Below are 20,582 nucleotides of genomic sequence, written 5' to 3' on the forward strand. Positions count from 1 at the left end.
CTCCTGGGCTAGGCTGGGGCGCATGTCCCGCCTGATGCTGCTCGACACCCCCTCGCTGTACTTCCGCGCGTTCTACGGGGTGCCCGAGTCGGTGAAGGGCCCCGACGGGACCCCGGTCAACGCGGTACGCGGGCTGATCGACATGATCGCCCGGCTGGTCGCCGACCGCCGCCCCGAGCGGCTGGTGTGCTGCTTCGACGCCGACTGGCGCCCGGCGTTCCGGGTCGCGGCGATCCCCTCCTACAAGGCGCACCGGGTCGCCGAGGAGCGCCCCGCGGGCGACGTGGAGGAGACCCCGGACACGCTGCTGCCCCAGCTCCCGGTGATCGACGCGGTCCTGGACGCCCTGGGCATCGCCCGCTCGTCCGCCGCCGGCTACGAGGCCGACGACGTGATCGGCACGCTCGCGCACCGGGACCCCGGCCCCGTCGACATCGTCACCGGCGACCGGGACCTGTTCCAGCTCATCGACGACGCCCGCGAGGTCAAGGTCCTCTACACCGCGCGCGGGATCCGCAACCTCCAGGTGTTCGGCGAGGCGGAGGTGTCGGAGAAGTACGGCATTCCGGGCCGGGCGTACGCCGACTTCGCGACGCTGCGCGGCGACCCCAGCGACGGCCTCCCCGGCGTCCCGGGCGTGGGCGAGAAGTCCGCGGCGGCGCTGGTCTCGCGTTTCGGCTCGCTGGCGGGCATCCTGGAGGCGGTGGACGCCGGGACCACCGAGGGCTTCCCCGCGGGCGCCCGCAAGAAGATCGAGGCGGCCCGCGCCTACCTCGGCCCCGCCGAGCTCGTGTGCCGGGTCGTCACCGACCTCCCGCTCGACGTGGCCGACGCGCTGCCCAAGGCGCCGAAGGACCCCGAGGCGCTCCTGGCGCTCAGTGACCGGTGGAACCTCGCGTCACCGGTGAACAGGCTCCTGGCCGCACTGTGATCGGGAACGTGCGCCGCCCTGTGTCAACGGGCACACGCTGAGCACGCGAACAGGCGCACGCTGAGGGCATGGACCGGTGTTCCCTTTGGGGAGCCCCGCCGAGACCCCTCACGGAAGGCCCGTCATGGCACTCATCGACAGCCGACCCACCGCTCTCCCCGATCGCCCTTATTCCGACGACGAACTGTCCGCCGCGGTTCGCGCCTCCAACCACGACACCTCGCTGGCCTCCGCGACCGTGGCGGCGATGGCGGTCGGCGTCCTCGTCCAGGTCGGCATGCTCGCCTCGGCCGAGCCGTCGTTCGCCCAGCTCGCGCTGACGGTGCTGCTGCTGCCCCTGCTGGCCGCGGGCACCCGGATCGTGCTGCTGCTCGACCGCGCCTCGGGCGCGCTCGGCGCGGCGGCGAACGCCAGTCAGATCCTCGCCGGACTGGAGACCCGCGGAATGTGGACCTTCCGGGCGCGGCTGTGGAGTTACGGCACCGCCGCCCTCTTCTGCTGCTGGACGATCGCGGTCCAGTTCCTCGCCCGGTGAAGCCTCCGGCTTGCCAGACCGGCACATCCTGGTTTCTCCTGGAGGCCTGAGAATTCCGGCGCCCCCTCTCAGGAGGCAGTCCATGCCGCTTGACGCCCCCCGGCCCACCTTCTGGACGAGTCTCGACGAGGCGTCCCGCCTCACGCTCCAGCGCGGCGGCCGCCACCGCCGCTTCAAGGCGGGCGAGCACCTGTGCCGCCAAGGCGACGTGCCCGACCACGTCCTGGTCATCAAGGAGGGCTGGGCCAAGGTCACCATCGCGGGAGAGGACGGCCGCGAGTCGGTCGTGGCGGTCCGCGGCCCCGGCGACCTCATCGGCGAGGCCGGACTCATCACCGGTGAGCCGCGGACCGCCACCGTCACCGCGCTGCACGCGCTCCAGGCGCTGTCCGTACCCCGGCTGCGGTTCTCCACGTTCCTCAAGGAGGCCCCCGACGGCTGGCACCAGCTGTCCAGCACGGTCGCGCGGCGCCTCGCCCAGTCCGACGGGCGGCTCACCGGGGGCGGCGGCCCCCATCTCGCGGGCCGTCTCGCGGCGTTCCTGCTCCAGCAGGCCGCCGACAACGGCCGTCCCCTGTCCGGCGGGGGCGTCCTCATCCCGCCGCTCTCCCAGACCGAGCTCGGCAGCTGCATCGACGCCTCCCGTGAGACCGTCGCCCGAGCCCTCCGGGACTGGCGCGCCCTCGGCCTCGTCGAGACCGGCTGGCGCCGCACCGTCATCCGCGACCCCGCCGCCCTGCGCGCCCACGCGGGCGCCCTGCGCGACGACTTCTAGCGCGCCCCGGCCACAAAGACGATCTCGAGCGACGATCTTCGGCCACACCGTCGTGCCCCCGCGAACGGGAACGGCCCGTCCCTCCGGACGGGCCGTTCCACGTTCTCGCTAGGCGACCGAGGAGTACGCCACGACGCCGCGGCGCATGGCCTCGGCGGCCTGGCGGGCGGTGCGGCGGACCGGGCCGTCCCCCGCCGCGTCGGCGATCTGGCCGAGGAGGTCCATGAGCTGCTTGACCGAGCGGACGAAGTCGCCCGCGGTCATCCCGGCCTCGCCGAGGACCTCGTCGAGGTCCTCGCCGCCCGCCCAGCGGTAGGCGGCGAACGCGAACCCGAGATCGGGTTCGCGCTGGAAGGCCACGTCGTTGTCCTTCTCGACGCCTTCCAGTTCGCGCCAGACCCGGACCATGGCCGTCAGGGCGTCGCGGCTGCCCGGCGGGATGCGGGGCGGCGCGGCGTCCTCGGGCTGGCGGGACTCGTACACCAGCGCCGACACGCACGCGGCCAGCTCCGCCGGGGACAGGCCCTCCCACAGGCCCTCGCGCAGCGACTCGGCGGTCAGCAGGTCGAGTTCGGAGTAGATCCTGCCGAGCCTGCGCCCGGCGTCGGTGACCTCGCCGTCCTTGAGGTAGCCGAGCTGCTCCAGCACCCCGCACACCCGGTCGAAGGTCCGCGCGATCACCTGGGAGCGCGACTCGACGCGGCGCCGCAGCCCGGCGGCCTCGCGCTCCAGCCGGAAGTACCGCTCGGCCCAGCGGGCGTGATCCTCCCGGTCCGCGCAGCCGTGGCAGGGGTGGGCGCGCAGCGCGGCGCGGATCCGCTGGATCTCGGTGTCGTCGCCCTCGGTGCCGCCGCCCCGGCCGCCGTGCCGCTTGACGTCGGCGTGCGGCACCTTGTTCCGCAGGGTCGCGGCCATGTCCTTGCGGTGCTGGGGGTTGCGCGGTGAGAACCACTTGGGGATCTTCACCCGCTCGACCGGCTCGACGGGCACGAGGAAGTCCGCGAGGGTGAGCCGCTTGACCTGGCGGCTGTCCAGCAGCACGAGCGGCGCCGGGCCGTCGGACCGCTTGGCCAGGCCGGTGTCGAGGATCAGCGCGACGGTCTGGGTCCGCCCGGACGGCACGATCACCACGTCGCCGGGCCGCAGCCGCTCCAGCGACCTGGCGACCTCGAGCCTGCGGGAGCCCGCCCGGCTGCGCGAGAGGTTCGCCTCGGCGTCCGACAGGGTCCGGCGCAGCGCCGCGTACTCCATGAAGTCGCCCATGTGGCAGGTCGCGGCCTCGGTGTACCCGGCCATCGCCTCCTCGGACTTGTGCAGCTGCCGGGCCAGCCCGACGACCGCCCGGTCTGCCTGGAACTGGGCGAACGACTCCTCCAGGAGGGTGCCGGCCCGCTCCCGGCCGACCGCGCCGACGAGGTTCACCGCCATGTTGTACGACGGGCGGAAGGAGGAGTTCAACGGGTAGGTGCGGGTCCCCGCGAGCCCGGCGACCGCACCCGGGTCCACGCCCGGCTGGTACAGCACGACCGCGTGGCCCTCGACGTCGATGCCGCGCCGCCCCGCCCGGCCGATGAGCTGGGTGTACTCGCCGGGGGTGAGGTCGGCGTGGGTCTCGCCGTTCCACTTGTCGAGCTTCTCGATGACGACGGTCCTGGCGGGCATGTTCACGCCGAGCGCGAGGGTCTCGGTGGCGAAGACGGCGCGGATGAGGTTCTTGGCGAACAGCTCCTCCACGACCTCCTTGAACACCGGCAGCATGCCCGCGTGGTGCGCGGCGATCCCGCGCTCCAGGCCGGTCAGCCAGTCGTGGTAGTTCAGGACGGCCTTGTCGGCCTCGGGGATGTCGGCGGTGCGCTCCTCGGCGATCCGCCGGATCAGCTGGGCGTCCTCCCGGGACGTCAGCCGCAGGCCCGAGTGCAGGCACTGGGAGACCGCGGCCTCGCAGCCGTTGCGGGAGAAGATGAAGGTGATCGCCGGGAGCAGCCCGGCCCGGTCGAGCCGCTCGATCACGTCGGGCCGCGACGGCGGCCGGAACCTGACGGGACGGTGGTCGCGACGGCGCCCGGACCGCCTCCCGTTATTGATCTTGGCCTTGCGGACGTCGTCCAGGGAGATCCGGCGCAGCTCGGGATTGACCTTGGCGCGGCTCTCGCGGGGGTCGTCCACGAACAGGTCGTACAGGCGGGTGCCGACCAGCATGTGCTGCCACAGCGGGACCGGCCGGTGCTCGTCCACGATCACCGTGGTGTCGCCGCGCACCGCCTTCAGCCACTCGCCGAACTCCTCGGCGTTCGACACGGTCGCCGACAGCGCCACCACCCGCACCGAATCGGCGAGGTGGATGATGACCTCTTCCCAGACGGCGCCGCGGAACCTGTCGGCCAGGTAGTGCACCTCGTCCATGACGACGTAGCCGAGCCGGTCGAGGGTCTGCGAGCCCGCGTACAGCATGTTGCGCAGGACCTCGGTGGTCATCACCACGATCGGCGCCTCGCCGTTGACGGAGTTGTCTCCCGTCAGCAGGCCGACGTTCTTGGCCCCGTACCGCTTCTGGAGGTCACCGTACTTCTGGTTCGACAGGGCCTTGATGGGGGTGGTGTAGAAGCATTTACGGCCCTCCCGCAACGCGAGGTGGACCGCGAACTCCCCCACCACGGTCTTGCCCGACCCGGTGGGGGCGGCGACCAGGACGCCGTCACCGGACTCCAGGGCCCGGCACGCCTCCAACTGGAATCCGTCCAGGTCGAAGTCGTACAGGCCGCGGAACTCCCGCAGGGCGGGCCCGTTCTCGGTGACGCTCTTCCTGTGGGCCGCGTAACGCTCGGCGGGACTGCTCATGCGTCCAGCCTATGGTTTCGCGGGAGCCGATTCCCACCCGGTTTTCCGGTCTCAGCGACGCTCTTCGAGCGCTTCCGGCTCGCCGATGTCGGACGGTTCGTCGTCGAGGGCCGAGGCCTCGTCGTCGGACAGCCCGTCGTACAGGCTCGGCGCCTTGGCACGCCGCTTGTCGACCAGGTAGGCGATCCCCTCGGCGAGCGCGAAGAGCACCACCACGGGGGCGGCCAGCGAGACCATGGTGAACGGGTCGGCGCTCGGCGTGGCGACGGCCGCGAAGAGGAAGATGCCGAAGATGATGCCGCGCCGCCACTTGCGGATCGTGGCGTGCGGCAGGACGCCGGCGAAGTTGAGGATCGACACCACGAGCGGGAGTTCGAACGCGAGGCCGAACACCAGCAGCATCGTGATGAGGAAGCTCAGATACTCCTCGACGGTGATGAGCGGCGTGACGTCGTCGGGGGTGAACCCGAGGAACAGGGCCAGGCCCCGCTCGATCGCGAAGTACGCCAGGGCGGTGCCCGCGAGGAACAGCGGCAGCGCCAGCCCGAGGAAGAGCACCGTCCAGCGCTTCTCCTTGCTGTGCAGCCCCGGGGCGATGAACGCCCACAGCTGGTACAGCCACACCGGCGAGGACAGCACCGCGCCGACGATGAACGAGATCTTCACGTTCAGGAAGAACGAGGAGAAGATCCCGTTGACGACCAGCGAGCAGGCGTCGCCCTTGAGCGCCCTGGACTGGTCGACCGCGCAGAACGGCTCCCGCAGGAAGTCCCAGACCTCCTCCTTGACCAGCCAGCCGATGACCATGCCGACCAGCAGGCCCAGCAGCGCCTTGACCACCCTGTTGCGCAGCTCGCGCAGGTGGTCCAGGAGCGGCATGCGGCCATCGGGGTTGTCCGAACGCCCGCTCATGTCCTCATCCTCGGGGTGTGTTCAGCTGACGGGAAGGAGAGGGTGCGTCAGGCCTTCTTCGCCTGCTCCGGGCTGACCGGCACACCGCTGATGGTGGTCCCGTCGGCCTGCGGCGCGGGGATCTCCTGCGCGGGGGCGGCGGCCTGCTGCGGCGCGGGCGCCGGCTTGGCCTCGTCGTCGTTCATCAGGCCCTTGGTCTCCGACTTGAAGATGCGCAGGGAGCGGCCGAGCGAGCGCGCGGCGTCGGGCATCTTCTTGGTACCGAACAGCACCAAGATCACAACGGCGATGATCAGGATCTCGCCCCAACCGAACGACCCCATAGTCCAGTCTCCACTTCAGGCGGGGTTCTTTTACCCTCCCGATGCTACGCCTCACCCAGGGTGGTGCGTAACCGTCAAAAGAGTAGAACCCTAAGGTTTCTTTCCTATTCACCGGCGGTGAACCAGGACCACACATTACTCGCCCTACCGCACCGAAGTCTCCCCCTGAAACATCCGAAACGGGGACTTAACGGACAGAGTTATCGGTCCCGCAGGCGCTCCCACAACCTGTCGATCTTCTTCTGGAGCCGCGACCGCTTCGGATCCAGCCGGCGCCGCGTCCGCTCCACCGCCCAGGCCAGCTCCCGCACCGCGAGGAACAACCGGAACGCCGCGAACGCCACCACGCACATGCCGACCGTCGTCAGCGCCACCCACGTCATCGCCCAGCCCACGCCGCCAACCTACACCGGACGACCCCGCCGCCCTCACGTGTACAGCGCCAGCGCCCGCTCGGCGTCCCCCCGCACCTCCTCGGCCAGCCCCGCCGGAGCCACCAGCCGCGCCTGGTCGCCCAGCCGCAGCGCCAGCGACCGCACCCACCGCGCGTCCGACGCCCGCAGCACGATCCGCATCCTGCCCTCACCGAGCTCCTCGGCGCTCTCGCACGGATAGTGGTCGGCCACCCAGCGGCCCTGCGCCGCCAGTTCGAAAGTGGCCCGCACGTCCTGCGCCGACCCCTGGTACAGGCCGCCGTCCAGATCACGGCCCGCCACCCCGTCCGGCACCGACGCCGCGACCTCCAGCACCCGCACCGAGGTGATCTGATCCATCCGGAACAGCCGCACCGCCTCCGCCCGGCGGCACCACCCCTCCAGATACGTCCTGCCGTCGACCACCAGCACCCGCATCGGGTCGACCTCGCGCTCGGTGTGCTCGTCCCGGCCCGCCACGTAGTACCGCAGGAACAGCCTGCGGCCCGTCCGCAGCGCCTCCTGCACCTGGCCCAGCGCGCCCGCCCGGCCGTCGACCTCCACCGACACCTGCCGGGCCGCCTCCGCCGCGCCCCCGGCCGCCGCCTCCAGCTTCGCCACGACCCGGCTCAGCGCGTCGCGCTCCGCCGACCCCGGCAGCTCCGCCAGCATCCGCAGCGCCACCAGCAGCGCCGCCGCCTCGTCCGCGCCCAGCCGCAGCGGACGGCTGATCGACTCCGCCTCGGCCACCGTGATGTCGCCGCCCTCATAACTGAGGTCGATCGGACAGTACGGATCGGGCGAGCGCAGCTCCAGGCACCACAGCAGGTTCAGGTCATCGCGCAGCTCCCGCTCCGTCACCCCGAACGCCTCGGCCGCCTCCGCCACGCTCACGGTGTCGCGCGACACCACATAAGGCACCAGCGCCAGCAGCCGCGACAACCGGTCCGACGACGTCGTCGTCACGACAAGACCCCCTTCAGATGCCGGATCACCGCGTCCCGCAGATCCGGCGGATCCAGCACCACGAGATCATCGGCGAACCGCGCGAGACTCGACGCCGTCCACTCCGCGTCCCAGACGCTCAAGTCGGCCTCCTCCCACTGCTCGTCCACCGGCACCACGTCCGACGCCCACCGCCGCACCCCCTGCGCGCCGCCCTTGCGCAACCGCACCCGGGCCGTGCGGCGCTCGGCCGGACGCTCCCCGAAATCGAACGCCAACGCCCGGATGTCGGTCCCCTCGGGGACCTTCACCGAACCGTCCGGACCCGCGGAGGCCACCTCGCCGACGACCCGCGACAGCCGGAACACCCGCTGCGCGCCCCGCATCCGATCGAACCCCACCAGATACCAGCGGCCCCGCCGGGACGTCAGCCCCCACGGCTCCACCAGCCGCCGCTGCGGCTCCGACCTGCCCATCTTCACATACTCGAACGCCACCGGACGCCCATCGCGGACCGCCTCGTACAGCGCGGGGAACGCCGGATCGTCGGCCGCCACCCGCGACTCCAGCACCGGTGACCCGGCCGGATCCGCGTCGATCCCCGCCGCGCGCAGCTTGAACAGCGCACCCGACGCGGCCTCGGCCATCGTCGTCTGCTGCCACACCCGCGCAGCCAGACCCAGCACCGCCACCTCATCGGGCGTCAGATGGATGTCCGGCAGCTCGTAGGCGTGCGGCGGGATCCGGTAGCCGATCTCGTCGTCTCCGTCGGACCCCAACTCCAGCGGAATGCCGAGCTCACGCAGCTCGTCCTTGTCCCGCTCGAACATGCGTTTGAACGCGTCGGGCGAATCCGGGTAACCCGGGACCGCCCTCCTGATCTGCTCCGCCGACAGGTACCGCCTGGTCGCCAGGAGGCAGACCACCAGATGCAGCAACCGGTCGGTCTTGCGCCGTGACATCTCCAGCGCCACCTCCCTCGCGGTGAAACGCTACCGTCTTCCCCGTGATCCGATGGCGTAAAGGCACAGTGCAGGGCGTCCGCCGCGAATGGCCGGGCGCGGTCGAACTCGACGTGACCATCGACGGGCAGGGCGCCAGAGCGCTCGCCTACCCGTCCCTCGTGGGCAGACCCGAGCCCGGCGACACCGTCCTGCTCAACACAGGCGCCCTGGCCCTCGGCCTCGGCACCGGCGGCTACGCCATGGTCGTCGCCGTCCCCGACCGGCTCCCGCCCGACCCCGACGGGCCCGGCCACCTCGTCAAAGCCCGCTACACCCCCCTCCAGGCCACCGTCCTGGGCGCCGACGAGCAGGACTCCCCCCACCACGCCGTCCTCGCCGACGCCGACGACCTCGACGGCATGCCCGTCCTCATCGCCGACCTCCACTCCGCCCTGCCCGCCCTGCTCTCCGGGCTCCTCCTGGACCGACCCGGCACCCGCGTCGTCTACGTCATGCCCGACGGCGGCGCGCTCCCGGCCTGGTTCTCCATGTCCATCGCCCAACTGAAGGCCGCCGGGGTCCTCGCCGGAAGCGTCACCACCGGCCAGTCCTTCGGCGGCGACCTCGAGACCGTCACCGTCCACACCGGCCTCCTCGCCGCCCGCCACGTCCTGGCCGCCGACGTGGCCATCGTCGCCCAGGGCCCCGGCAACCTCGGCACCGGCACCCGCTGGGGCTTCTCCGGCGTCACCGCCGGCGAGGCCGTCAACGCCGCGGCCACCCTCAACGGCAGGCCCGTCGCATCCCTGCGGGTCAGCTCCGGCGACGCACGCGAACGCCACCAGGGCATCTCCCACCACAGCCTCACCGCCTACGGCCGCGTCGCCCTCGCCCCCGCCGACATCCCCGTCCCCGATCTGCCCGGTCCCTTCGGCGCCCGCGTCGCCGCACAGGCCGCGACCCTCCCCGACCGGCACCACCGCGCCGCCATCGCCCTCGACGGCCTGGAAGAAGCGCTCAGAGCCGACGAGACCGCCTGGGGCGTCCGCATGTCCACCATGGGCCGCCGCATCGACGGCGACCTGGAGTACTTCCTCACCTGCGCCGCCGCCGGCCGCCACACCGCGACCCTGCTCTGACACCCTCGGAGGGGCCCGCGCGGGCCCCTCCACGCCGTGCGCTAGAACGCGCCCAGCACGTCGATCACGTAGACGAGGGTGTCCGACTCCTTGATCCCGTACTTCGGCAGACCCTTCACCGCCATGTCCTTGGCCCCGTAAGCCATGTCCGGAGGGGCCACCACCAGAAGGCGGCTCCCCACCTTCTTGCCGACCAGGGCCTCGTCCCACCCCTTGATCACCTGCTGCTGGCCGATCACCGCCGCGTACACCTTGCCGTCCGTCCAGGATGAGGAGAACACCTTCCCGTCCCGCCAGAGCGCGCCCACGTACTGGATCGCCAACAGGTCACCGCCCTTCACCTCCGGCCCCGGACCCGTCTTCACCGTCTCCACCGTCAGCTTCTTCGGCGGCGCCGCCTTCGGGACCTTGATCCCCGGCACGTCCCCCGCCGCCACCTCAGGCAGGCCCGCCCCCTCCGCGAACGCCGGCGCGTCCTCGACCGAAGCGCCCTTCGGGAACGTCGCCCGCACGTCCAGCACGTACACCAGCGCGTCGTCCGCCGCGATCCCCAACCGGTCCGACCCCTTGTCGCCGTACCCGTCCTTCGGCGGGATCACCGCCACCACCCGGCTGCCCGCCTTCGCCCCCACCAGCGCCCGCTTCAACCCCGGCACCAGATTCCACGACGGGAACGCCGCCGGCGTGCCCCCCTGGAAACTGTTCCCGATCAGCTTCGACGTCCCACCCTGCGCCCACGTGTACCCCACATAATCCGCCACCACCAGATCGCCGTCCGCCACGACCTTCCCGTCACCCTCCACGACCGTCTCCAGCGCGAACGCCTCCCCCGGCGCCCCGCCCTTCGGGAACTCCACCGCCGGCACCGCCCCGAAACCCCCCGACACCTCGACCTCCGGATCCGCAGGCCCGTCCCCGCCGCACCCCGCGAGGGACGACACGAGCAGCACAGAGGCAGAGACAACCGCGAGACTACGACGCATCAAAACAACCCTCTGAGACAAACGAAAAGGACGGGCGCCCACCCTACCGATCAGTAAGTCCCCGCAAAAGGGGCTACGAACCGGTAAGGCGACACCCGCCCTTCGCTACGTCACATCCCGGCGATGAGCTTGTCCACCCGCTCATCCACCGACCGGAACGGATCCTTGCACAGCACCGTCCGCTGCGCCTGGTCGTTCAACTTCAGATGCACCCAGTCCACCGTGAAATCACGGCGCTTCTCCTGGGCCTTCTTGATGAACTCACCCCGCAGCCGCGCCCGCGTCGTCTGCGGCGGCACCGACTTCGCCTCGAAGATCGCCAGATCCTGCGCGACCCGCTCCACCGCCCCCTTCTTCTCCAGGAGGTAGTACAGACCGCGGTTCCGGTGCACATCGTGGTACGCCAGATCCAGCTGCGCCACCCGCGGCGACGACAACGGCAGATCGTACTTGTGGCGGTACCGCTCGATCAGCTGGTACTTCGTCACCCAGTCGATCTCCCGCGCCACCATGTCCAGATCCCCGGTCTCGACCGCCGTCAGCGTCCGATCCCACAGATCCAGCACCCGCTGCACCAGTGGATCGGCGCCACGCCGATCCATGAAGTCCTTCGCCTTCGAGAAGTACTCCCGCTGGATCTCCAGCGACGACGCCTCCCGGCCGTTCGCCAGCCGCACCTTCCTGCGGCCCGTCATGTCATGCGACACCTCGCGGATCGCCCTGATCGGGTTCTCCAACGTCAGGTCCCGCATCACCACCCCGGCCTCGATCATGCGCAGCACCAGATCGGTCGCCCCGACCTTCAGCAGCATCGTCGTCTCCGACATGTTGCTGTCGCCCACGATCACATGCAGCCGCCGGAACCGCTCGGCGTCCGCATGCGGCTCATCGCGCGTGTTGATGATCGGCCTCGACCGCGTCGTCGCCGACGACACACCCTCCCAGATGTGCTCCGCCCGCTGCGACACGCAGTACACCGCACCACGCGGCGTCTGCAGCACCTTGCCCGCGCCGCAGATGATCTGCCGCGTCACCAGATAGGGAATCAGCACATCGGCCAGCCGGCCGAACTCCCCATGGCGCCCCACGAGATAGTTCTCATGGCACCCATAGGAGTTGCCCGCCGAGTCCGTGTTGTTTTTGAACAGATAGATGTCCCCGGCGATCCCCTCTTCCCGCAACCGCCGCTCGGCGTCCACGAGAAGACCTTCGAGGATCCGTTCCCCCGCCTTGTCGTGCGTGACCAGATCGACCACGTTGTCGCACTCAGGCGTCGCATACTCAGGATGACTGCCGACGTCCAGGTAGAGCCGTGCCCCGTTTCGCAGGAACACGTTGCTGCTCCGGCCCCACGACACCACCCGGCGGAACAGATAACGCGCCACCTCATCAGGTGACAACCGCCGCTGCCCGCGGAAGGTGCAGGTGACCCCGTACTCGTTCTCGAGCCCGAAAATGCGCCTGTCCACACCTTGACCCTATGCGCCGAAGCCCCCGACCAACAGTCTCCGCACCCCACGATTCTCACGATTCGTGGGCGGCCCATCGCACAAAACACATAACACGCGCAACAGGGCCACTCCAGGCGATTTACGCCTGAAGTGACCCTGCTCGTGATCGGCGTCAGTCCTCCGCGGGAGCCTCCGGCGCCGCCGGCGCGTCCGCGGACCGCGCCAGCAGCTCATCGATCCGCGACGGCGCGAGCCGCCGGAACAACCGCCGGTCACGATTGCGGTCCAGCACCGCGACCTCCAGCTTCTCCGCCTCGAGCACCCTCTCGGCGTCCTGCTGCTGCAACGCGTGCACCGCGACCTTCAACGCCTCGGAAAGACTCTCGCCATCGCGGTAGCCCTCCTTCAACGCCGTCGCCACCGCGTCCGCCGCGCCGCCCATCGCCACGAAACCATGCTCGTCGGCGACCGACCCGTCGAACGTCAACCGGTAGATCTGGTCGCTGCTCGCGTCGTCACCGACCTCCGCGACGACCAGCTCCACCTCGTACGGCTTCGTCTGCTCCGTGAAGATCGCACCCAGGCTCTGCGCGTACGCGTTCGCCAGACCCCGCGCCGTCACATCCGACCTGTCGTACATGTACCCGTTCACATCCGCGTAGCGGACACCCGCCAGCCGCAGCTGCTCGAACTCGTTGTACTTGCCGACGGCCGCGAACGCGATCCGGTCATAGATCTCCGAGATCTTGTGCAGCGCCCGCGACGGGTTGTCCGCCACGAACAGGATCCCGTCGTCATACTGCAGGACCACCACCGAACGGCCCCGAGCGATGCCCTTCCGCGCGTAATCCGCGCGGTCCTTCATCTGCTGTTCGGGAGCCACATAGAACGGCATCGACATCGCTTCTGACCCTTCTCCAGCCTGACCGGGGGACGATTACCGCAGGGGGGCGTTCGGACCGCCCGGCGAGGTGTACCGCGCCTCCACGACGGCCCGCGCCACATCGCCGACCTCGGCGTCCGGCACCCGCAGGAACCCGTCGTCGGTGATCGACGCCAGCACCGGGAAGATCCCGCGCGTCAAGTCCGGCCCGCCCGTCGCCGAGTCGTCGTCGGCCGCGTCGTACAGCGCCTGCACGCACACCACACGCGCGTCCGCCTCCGACAGATCCGGCCGCCACAGCTTCTTCAGCGCACCCTTGGCGAACACCGAACCCGACCCGATCGAGTGGAAGTCGTGCTCCTCGTACCGGCCGCCCGCGGCGTCATAGGAGAAGATCCGGCCGATCCCCTTCTCCAGGTCGTAACCCGCGAACAGCGGCACGACCACCAGACCCTGCATCGCCATCCCCAGGTTCCCCCGGATCAGCGTCGCCAGCCGGTTCGCCTTCCCCTCCAGGGACAGCAGACGGCCTTCCATCTTCTCGTAATGCTCAAGCTCGACCTGGAACAGCCGCGTCATCTCCAGGCCGATCCCCGCGGTCCCGGCGATCGCCACCGCCGAGTACTCGTCCGCCGGGAACACCTTCTCGATGTCGCGCTGCGCGATCACATTGCCCGCGGTCGCCCGGCGGTCGCCCGCCATGATCACACCACCCGGGAACGTCACCGCCACGATCGTCGTCGCGTGCGGAATGTTCAAGTGCTCCACACTCCCCGACACCATCCGGTTCCCAGGGAGCAGCTCGGGCCGGTAGGCCCCCAGAAAGTCAGCGAACGACGACGGACCCGAGTTCATGAAGACCCCCGGAAGACCCCCGCCCATCGGCATAGACGCCATGCGACTCCTTCCCCAGCACGCCGGTAGAACTGTCTCGACCCTACTGACATTCGACCGTCTTCCGCATGCCGCGAGATCTTCCCTCGCTCCGCCCTCGGCGAACCCCCCGCACACCCCCCACTTCCCCCGAACCCCAAATCGTGACCAAGCCTCCCCCACCAAACCCACCCCAACCACCCCACCAGCCCCACCCGACACCACACCTCGGCCACTCGGAGCCCAGCTCCAGCCCTCGATTTCCCCTCACCGACTTCCCCTCACCACCACCGCACACGCCACCACCCCCTACGACCGGACGAAGCCAGCTTGTCCCGACTGCTCCCCTGCGGCTTCCCTCCGGTCTCCGCACCGACCCCGGAACCTCACCCGTCCCGGCCGACACGGACCACGCTCAGTTCCGCCGCTCCCAATCCGCGGACAGCGGCCCGACCATCAGCGTCGGCACCTCCCTCCAGCGGGCATCGGCCGCCCGCGGCGGACCGACCGACGGGAACCGCTCCAGGTAGCCGACCGCGGCGACGAGCACCCGCACGTCGTCCTCGGCATGCCCCAGCAGCACGTTGCAGAGAAAGCACAGCATCCCCCGCACCGCACCCGAGCGGTGATCGTGGTCGACGTGCGCCGCAGGCCGCCTCCGACAGATCCCGCACAGCCGCCGCTGCGCCAGCAGCATCCGCTCGACGTCCTCAGGCGTGAGCCCGTACGTCCGCTTCAGATGGTCCCGCGCACCACGAACCTTCCGGCACGCCTTGCACGCGGAGGCGAACCCGTCCGCGCTGCGGGCGGTTTTGTGCCACCCCGCGTGCGGGACCACCGTCCGGCAGGTCGGGCACCACTTCGTCCCTTCCGGAACCTCCGTCCGCTCGCGCACGGCGCGCCCCTGCTGAACGGCCCGCTCCCGGTACAGACGGTTGCTGCGAAGCCTGGCGCACTCCTTGCAATAGAAGGAGTGGCCGTCCTGCAACGCCTTGTTCCTGCCGAACTCACCGAGCGGCTTGACCGTCCCGCAATCCGGACAGAGTTTGTCGACGCCGTTGTTCTCGCGGCCGGGCCGGGGCCGGACCACGGCGCCCTGCGCCTCACGCCGCCGACGGTGGTCCTCCCGGGCGTGTGCCAGCGTGCAGGACCGACAGCGAAGCGCCAGTCCATCCGCTTTCGACCGGTCCACTCCAAAAGAGATGACCGGCTTGCTTTGCTCGCATCCGCGACAGTACTTGACCGCCGCTTTCCGTTCTGCGTCCATGCCGGTCAATGTAATGGCAAAAAAGGAAGCCCGCAGGGGAACGCCTGTTCGACCCCGCGGGCTTTCCTAGAGACAATCGGACATCTGCCCAGTGTCCGATTTATGCGCTATTGCCCGCCCTTTTGCACATAGGACCGGACAAACTCCTCGCTATTCTCCTCGAGCACATTGTCAATTTCGTCTAGAATTGCATCGACATCGTCCGAGAGCTTTTCGCTGCGCTCCTGGACGTCGGAGGAGGCTTCGGTGGTGGTCTCCTCGACCTCTTCGGTCTGTCGGGTGGTCTGCTTCTGTCCGCCGGTGTCCTTGGTGGCCATTAGGGGCTCCTCCCGTATGTGCCGCGTGTACGGCGACCTTACCTGGGGCTGCTACGGGCTGGCGTAGGTGGCGTTCCGCCCTGAGCAGAGCGACCGAGGGGTCCCTACGGTTATCACCCTTACGCGGGTTGCCGAAACGGGGTAAAGGGCACATCGCCGTGCGGCGTGCCTGGTGGCGGGGGCGGCGCGCGCCGAAGGACGGAGCCCGGGTGCCTCCGAGAGGGCCGTGCGGGGGCGTCTGGGGGCCTCCCACCGGGGTCCTCGGGTGAGGTGCTCACATGGGGTGGGCGGGGCCCTCCGAGGGCTACGGAGCCTCCGGGGAGGGAACGCCGAGGGTCCCGCACACGGGTGCGTGCGGGACCCTCGGCGTTGGACGGACTGCCGGGCCGCCCGGCCGTCCTGGAGGCCCTCGGTCAGCCCTGGCCGGCCAGGACGGCCAGAAGGTCGGCCGCGGTGCGGCAGCGGTCGAGGAGGGCGCCCACGTGGGTCTTGGTGCCGCGCAGCGGCTCCAGGGTGGGCACGCGCTGGAGGGATTCGCGGCCGGGGACGTCGAAGATGACGCTGTCCCAGCTGGCGGCGGCGACGTTGTCGGCGTACTGGGCGAGGCAGCGGCCGCGGAAGTAGGCCCGGGTGTCTTCCGGCGGCGCCTCGATGGCGCGGGTGACGTCGTCCTCGGTGAGGAGGCGGTCGATGCGGCCGAGCGCGACGAGCTTGTTGTAGAGGCCGCGGTCGGGGCGGATGTCGGAGTACTGGAGGTCGACGAGTTCGAGGCGGCTGTGGCCCCAGTCGAGGCCGTCGCGGCTGCGGTAGCCCTCGAGGAGTTCGAGTTTGGCGACCCAGTCGAGTTCGCGGGACAGCTGCATCGGGTCGTCGCCGAGCCGGGTGAGGACCGATTCCCAGCGGGTGAGGATGTCGACGGTCATCTCGTCGGTGTCGGTCCCGTATTTGTCCTCGACGTATTTGCGGGCCTGCTCGAGGTATTCCATCTGGAGTTGGATGGCCGTCATCTTGCGGCCGTCCTTGAGGGTGATGAGGTGTTTGCAGCTCGGGTCGTGCGAAATGGCCCGCAGCGAGGCGACCGGGGATTCGATGCCGCGGTCGGCGGTGAGGAATCCGTCTTCGATCATGGCGAGGACGAGGGCGGTGGTGCCGGCCTTGAGGTAGGTGGAGATCTCGCTCATGTTGGCGTCGCCGATGATGACGTGCAGGCGCCGGTACTTCTCGGGGTCGGCGTGGGGTTCGTCGCGGGTGTTGATGATGGGCCGCTTGAGGGTGGTCTCCAGGCCGACCTCGACTTCGAAGAAGTCGGCGCGCTGGCTGATCTGGAAGCCGTCGCCGCGGCCGTCGACGCCGATGCCGACGCGGCCCGCGCCGCAGAAGACCTGGCGGGTGACGAAGAAGGGGGTGAGGTGCCTGACGATGTCGGAGAACGGGGTCTCGCGCTTCATCAGGTAGTTCTCGTGGCAGCCGTAGCTGGCGCCCTTGTTGTCGGTGTTGTTCTTGTAGAGCTGGATGGGGTGGGTGCCGGGGACGAGGGCGGCGCGCTTGGCCGCGTCGGCCATGACCCGTTCACCGGCTTTGTCCCACAGGACGAGGTCGAGGGGGTTGGTGACCTCGGGGGTGGAGTATTCGGGGTGTGCGTGGTCGACGTAGAGCCGGGCGCCGTTGGTGAGGATGACGTTGGCGAGGCCGAGGTCCTCGTCGGTGAGTTGGGTGGGGTCGGCGACTTCGCGGGCGAGGTCGAAGCCGCGCGCGTCGCGCAGGGGGTTCTCCTCTTCGAAGTCCCAGCGGGCTTTGCGGGCCCGTGCCGCTGATGCCGCGAGGTACGCGTTGACGACCTGGCTGGAGGTCACCATCGCGTTGGCCCCGGGTTGTCCCGGTACGGAGATGCCGTATTCGGTTTCTGTTCCCATGACCCGCCGAACGCTCATGTGTCCGAGCCTAGTGGGCTTCTCGCGGATCTCGACGGGCGGAGCCCGGTTCGGCGCGTTTTTGTGGTGCGGGTGTGTGGGCATGCGAAACGGCGGGCACACTGGGTGCCCGCCGTTCTGTGGTGCTTGTGGCGACCGGTGTTACAGGTATTGGCCGGTGTTGGCGACGGTGTCGATGCTCCGGCCGGATTCCGCGCCCTTGGTGCCGGAGACGAGCGTGCGGATGTACACGATCCGTTCGCCCTTCTTTCCGGAGATGCGGGCCCAGTCGTCGGGGTTGGTGGTGTTGGGCAGGTCCTCGTTCTCGGAGAACTCGTCGACGCAGGCGTCGAGGAGGTGCTGGACCCGGAGGCCCTTCTGGCCGGTGTCGAGGAACTGCTTGATGGCCATCTTCTTGGCGCGGTCGACGATGTTCTGGATCATCGCGCCGCTGTTGAAGTCCTTGAAGTAGAGGACTTCCTTGTCGCCGTTGGCGTAGGTCACCTCGAGGAAGCGGTTCTCCTCGGTCTCGGTGTACATGCGCTCGACGGTGGCCTGGATCATGGCGTCGACGGTGTGCTGGTTCTCGCCGCCGTGTTCCTTGAGGTCGTCGGGGTGCAGGGGCAGTTCCGGGATGAGGTACTTGGAGAAGATGTCCTTGGCCGCTTCGGCGTCCGGGCGCTCGATCTTGATCTTGACGTCGAGCCGTCCGGGCCGCAGGATCGCGGGGTCGATCATGTCCTCGCGGTTGGAGGCGCCGATGACGATGACGTTCTCCAGTCCCTCGACGCCGTCGATCTCCGACAGGAGCTGGGGCACGATCGTGTTCTCGACGTCGGAGGAGACGCCGGATCCGCGGGTGCGGAAGATCGAGTCCATCTCGTCGAAGAAGACGATGACCGGGGTGCCGGCGGAGGCCTTCTCGCGGGCTCGTTGGAAGACGAGGCGGATGTGGCGCTCGGTTTCGCCGACGTACTTGTTGAGAAGTTCGGGGCCCTTGATGTTGAGGAAGAAGGACTTGCCTTCCTGCCCGGTCTTCTCGGCGACCTGCTTGGCGAGGCTGTTGGCGACGGCCTTGGCGATGAGGGTCTTGCCGCAGCCTGGCGGGCCGTACAGCAGGACGCCCTTCGGTGGCCGGAGCTTGTGCTCGCGGAACAGTTCGGCGTGCAGGTAGGGCAGTTCGACGGCGTCGCGGATCATCTCGATCTGCGGGCCGAGTCCACCGATCTCCTCGTAGGCGATGTCGGGGACTTCCTCCAGGACGAGTTCTTCGACCTCGGCCTTCTGGATCTTCTCGTACACGTAGCCGGAGCGGGTGTCGAGCATCAGCGAGTCTCCGGCGCGCAGGACGATGCCGCGCAGGGGTTCGGCGAGCTTGACGATCCGTTCCTCGTCGGCGTGCGCCACCACGAGGGCGCGTTCGCCGTCGGCGAACACCTCCTTGAGGGCGACGACTTCGCCTTGCTGCTCGAATTCGAGGGCCTCGACCACGTTGAGTGCCTCGTTGAGCATGACCTCTTGACCGACTTGGAGGTCTTCGACCTCCACTGCCGGAGAGACGTTCACCCGGAGCTTGCGGCCCCCGGTGAAGATGTCGACGGTGCCGTCCTCACGAGCGCTGAGGAAGATGCCGTAGCCGGATGGCGGTTGCGCCAGCCGGTCGACCTCCTCCTTGAGAGCGATGATCTGCTCTCTTGCCTCTCTGAGTGTGGACACCAGTCGCTCGTTCTGGCCCGTCACTGCGGCCAGATTCGCCTGTGCCTCATGCAGGCGCTCCTCGAGCACCCGCGTCTGGCGGGGGGATTCCGCGAGCTTCCGACGCAGAACGGAGATCTCTTCCTCCAGGAAAGAGAGCTGCGTCTGGAGGTCACGAACCTCTCTGTCGTGCGTCTTTCGCCCTGCGGCGTCATCACGAGCGGCCACGCCCCGTCACCTCCTCACGAAGAGCCGACGACCTACTCTGACCCTACCTATCTGGCGGGGATCCGTAACCTGACTATTGCATTTCCTTACCGTGGCGGTCCAGTTACGGCGCGCGGTTCGGGCAGGTGAGATCGGCCTGGACGGCTAAAGAAACGTCGGTGAAACAGAAAAATCACGGCGCGGCGGGTCGGCCGGGGGTCGATTACGCCGGAGGCGAACCGATTTCCGATTCTCCGTCCGTAACGTTCACGGGTTCGGCGGGGAAGGTATTCCCGTTACCGCGGGTGAGTTCGTTTTCGGCCGGTTCGGGGTAAGCGCCCTTGGCCGGGCGGCGGCGCCGGAGCGGCGGGGTGACGCCGTCGGCGAGGCGGCGGGCGGTGATGAGGAAGCCGGTGTGGCCGATCATGCGGTGGTCGGGCCGGACGGCGAGGCCTTCCACGTGCCAGGAGCGGACCATGGTCTCGAAGGCGTAGGGCTCGGCGAAGGAGCCGTGTTCGCGCAGTCCCTCGACGACGCGGGACATCTGGGTGGTGGTGGCGACGTAGGCGCACACCAGGCCGCCGGGGACGAGGGCCTTGCCGACGGCGTCGAGGCATTCCCAGGGGGCGAGCATGTCGAGGACGACGCGGTCGACGTCGGTCTCGGTGATGGCGTCCTCGAGGGAGCCGACGGTGAGCTTCCAGCTGGGGTGGGGGCCGCCGAAGAACTTCTCGACGTTCTTGCGGGCGACCTCCGCGAAGTCCTCGCGGCGCTCGTAGGAGGACAGGGTGCCGTGCTCGCCGACGGCGCGCAGGAGGAAGCAGGACAGGGCGCCGGATCCGGCGCCGGCCTCGACGACGCGGGCGCCGGGGAAGATGTCGGCCATGGCGACGATCTGGCCGGCGTCCTTGGGGTAGACGACGGCCGCGCCGCGCGGCATGCGGACGGCGAAGTCCTGAAGGAGGGGGCGGAAGACGAGGTAGTCGATGCCGCCGGTGGAGCGCACCACGATGCCTTCGGGGCGGCCGATGATCTCGTCGAACTGGAGGTAGCCCTTGTGGCCGTGCCATTGCTTGCCGGCGGCGAGGGTGACGGTGTTGATGCGGCCCTTGGGGTCGGTGAGCTGCACCTGGTCCCCGTCGCGGAGGATGCCGTGGGGTGTGCGGGGGCCGGGTTCGTGGGTGGCGCTCATCGGGTCAGATTATCGGTCCCGGAGGGGTCTTCGGGCCGGTCAGCCCGGT

Annotated in this window: 19 protein-coding genes; 4 read left to right on the plus strand and 15 right to left on the minus strand. The window is 69.5% G+C overall.

Going from position 1 to position 20,582, the window contains the following annotated elements; translation table 11 throughout:
* Nucleotides 1-22 precede the first annotated feature (22 nt).
* The 3 genes from EDD29_RS29970 to EDD29_RS29980 all read left to right on the plus strand — a co-directional run bounded on the left by EDD29_RS29970 (nucleotide 23) and on the right by EDD29_RS29980 (nucleotide 2,241).
* On the plus strand, nucleotides 23-931 hold the full coding sequence (locus EDD29_RS29970) for a 5'-3' exonuclease (RefSeq protein ID WP_123667665.1): 909 nt from the start codon (nucleotides 23-25) through the stop codon (nucleotides 929-931).
* A 124-nt stretch (nucleotides 932-1,055) separates the two neighbouring features.
* Complete coding sequence (locus EDD29_RS29975) at nucleotides 1,056-1,466, plus strand: hypothetical protein (protein WP_123667666.1); 411 nt, start codon at nucleotides 1,056-1,058, stop codon at nucleotides 1,464-1,466.
* Between the two features lie 82 nt (nucleotides 1,467-1,548).
* Entirely contained in the window at nucleotides 1,549-2,241 is a 693-nt protein-coding gene (locus EDD29_RS29980) for a Crp/Fnr family transcriptional regulator (protein WP_123667667.1), read from the plus strand.
* Between the two features lie 108 nt (nucleotides 2,242-2,349).
* Here EDD29_RS29980 and EDD29_RS29985 read toward each other — a convergent pair whose 3' ends face one another.
* The 6 genes from EDD29_RS29985 to EDD29_RS45820 all read right to left on the minus strand — a co-directional run bounded on the left by EDD29_RS29985 (nucleotide 2,350) and on the right by EDD29_RS45820 (nucleotide 8,634).
* Entirely contained in the window at nucleotides 2,350-5,079 is a 2,730-nt protein-coding gene (locus tag EDD29_RS29985) for a DEAD/DEAH box helicase (RefSeq protein WP_123667668.1), read from the minus strand.
* 51 nt (nucleotides 5,080-5,130) lie between these two features.
* Entirely contained in the window at nucleotides 5,131-5,991 is an 861-nt protein-coding gene (gene tatC, locus EDD29_RS29990) for a twin-arginine translocase subunit TatC (RefSeq protein WP_246053078.1), read from the minus strand.
* 47 nt (nucleotides 5,992-6,038) lie between these two features.
* Nucleotides 6,039-6,314 (minus strand): Sec-independent protein translocase subunit TatA, encoded by a 276-nt coding sequence (tatA, locus tag EDD29_RS29995; protein ID WP_123667669.1) that lies wholly within the window; start codon nucleotides 6,312-6,314, stop codon nucleotides 6,039-6,041.
* Nucleotides 6,315-6,514: 200 nt separating this feature from the next.
* Nucleotides 6,515-6,709 carry a hypothetical protein gene (locus EDD29_RS30000; RefSeq protein ID WP_123667670.1) on the minus strand — a complete coding sequence of 65 codons (195 nt, stop codon included), beginning with the start codon at nucleotides 6,707-6,709 and terminating at the stop codon, nucleotides 6,515-6,517.
* A 33-nt stretch (nucleotides 6,710-6,742) separates the two neighbouring features.
* A complete protein-coding gene (locus tag EDD29_RS45815) occupies nucleotides 6,743-7,693 on the minus strand; it encodes a helix-turn-helix transcriptional regulator (RefSeq protein ID WP_170201640.1) in 951 nt (316 codons plus the stop codon).
* Entirely contained in the window at nucleotides 7,690-8,634 is a 945-nt protein-coding gene (locus EDD29_RS45820; RefSeq protein ID WP_170201641.1) for a helix-turn-helix transcriptional regulator, read from the minus strand. The genes EDD29_RS45815 and EDD29_RS45820 overlap by 4 nt, the downstream gene beginning before the upstream one ends.
* A gap of 44 nt (nucleotides 8,635-8,678) precedes the next feature.
* Between EDD29_RS45820 and EDD29_RS30010 the strand changes: the two genes are divergently transcribed.
* Nucleotides 8,679-9,755 (plus strand): DUF3866 family protein, encoded by a 1,077-nt coding sequence (locus EDD29_RS30010; RefSeq protein WP_123667671.1) that lies wholly within the window; start codon nucleotides 8,679-8,681, stop codon nucleotides 9,753-9,755.
* Nucleotides 9,756-9,796: 41 nt separating this feature from the next.
* Here EDD29_RS30010 and EDD29_RS30015 read toward each other — a convergent pair whose 3' ends face one another.
* From EDD29_RS30015 to EDD29_RS30055, 9 genes are all read right to left on the minus strand, one after another.
* Nucleotides 9,797-10,612: an FKBP-type peptidyl-prolyl cis-trans isomerase gene (locus EDD29_RS30015; protein ID WP_170201642.1), complete on the minus strand. Its 816-nt coding sequence runs from the start codon at nucleotides 10,610-10,612 to the stop codon at nucleotides 9,797-9,799.
* A 236-nt stretch (nucleotides 10,613-10,848) separates the two neighbouring features.
* A complete protein-coding gene (pafA, locus tag EDD29_RS30020) occupies nucleotides 10,849-12,207 on the minus strand; it encodes a Pup--protein ligase (RefSeq protein WP_123667673.1) in 1,359 nt (452 codons plus the stop codon).
* A 154-nt stretch (nucleotides 12,208-12,361) separates the two neighbouring features.
* Nucleotides 12,362-13,084 (minus strand): proteasome subunit alpha, encoded by a 723-nt coding sequence (gene prcA, locus EDD29_RS30025; RefSeq protein WP_123670762.1) that lies wholly within the window; start codon nucleotides 13,082-13,084, stop codon nucleotides 12,362-12,364.
* Between the two features lie 42 nt (nucleotides 13,085-13,126).
* Nucleotides 13,127-13,969, minus strand: a complete 843-nt coding sequence (gene prcB, locus EDD29_RS30030; RefSeq protein WP_123667674.1) for a proteasome subunit beta — start codon at nucleotides 13,967-13,969, stop codon at nucleotides 13,127-13,129.
* A 391-nt stretch (nucleotides 13,970-14,360) separates the two neighbouring features.
* The gene (locus EDD29_RS30035) at nucleotides 14,361-15,212 is read right to left on the minus strand and encodes an endonuclease VII domain-containing protein (protein ID WP_123667675.1); all 852 of its coding nucleotides are present in this window, start codon (nucleotides 15,210-15,212) and stop codon (nucleotides 14,361-14,363) included.
* 107 nt (nucleotides 15,213-15,319) lie between these two features.
* Entirely contained in the window at nucleotides 15,320-15,529 is a 210-nt protein-coding gene (locus EDD29_RS30040; protein WP_123667676.1) for a ubiquitin-like protein Pup, read from the minus strand.
* 413 nt (nucleotides 15,530-15,942) lie between these two features.
* Complete coding sequence (gene dop, locus EDD29_RS30045; protein ID WP_123667677.1) at nucleotides 15,943-17,460, minus strand: depupylase/deamidase Dop; 1,518 nt, start codon at nucleotides 17,458-17,460, stop codon at nucleotides 15,943-15,945.
* Between the two features lie 141 nt (nucleotides 17,461-17,601).
* The gene (arc, locus tag EDD29_RS30050; protein WP_123667678.1) at nucleotides 17,602-19,362 is read right to left on the minus strand and encodes a proteasome ATPase; all 1,761 of its coding nucleotides are present in this window, start codon (nucleotides 19,360-19,362) and stop codon (nucleotides 17,602-17,604) included.
* 202 nt (nucleotides 19,363-19,564) lie between these two features.
* On the minus strand, nucleotides 19,565-20,533 hold the full coding sequence (locus tag EDD29_RS30055; protein ID WP_123667679.1) for a tRNA (adenine-N1)-methyltransferase: 969 nt from the start codon (nucleotides 20,531-20,533) through the stop codon (nucleotides 19,565-19,567).
* Between the last annotated feature and the right edge of the window lie 49 nt (nucleotides 20,534-20,582).

It is taken from the genome of Actinocorallia herbida (genome assembly GCF_003751225.1).
Classification (GTDB): domain Bacteria; phylum Actinomycetota; class Actinomycetes; order Streptosporangiales; family Streptosporangiaceae; genus Actinocorallia; species Actinocorallia herbida.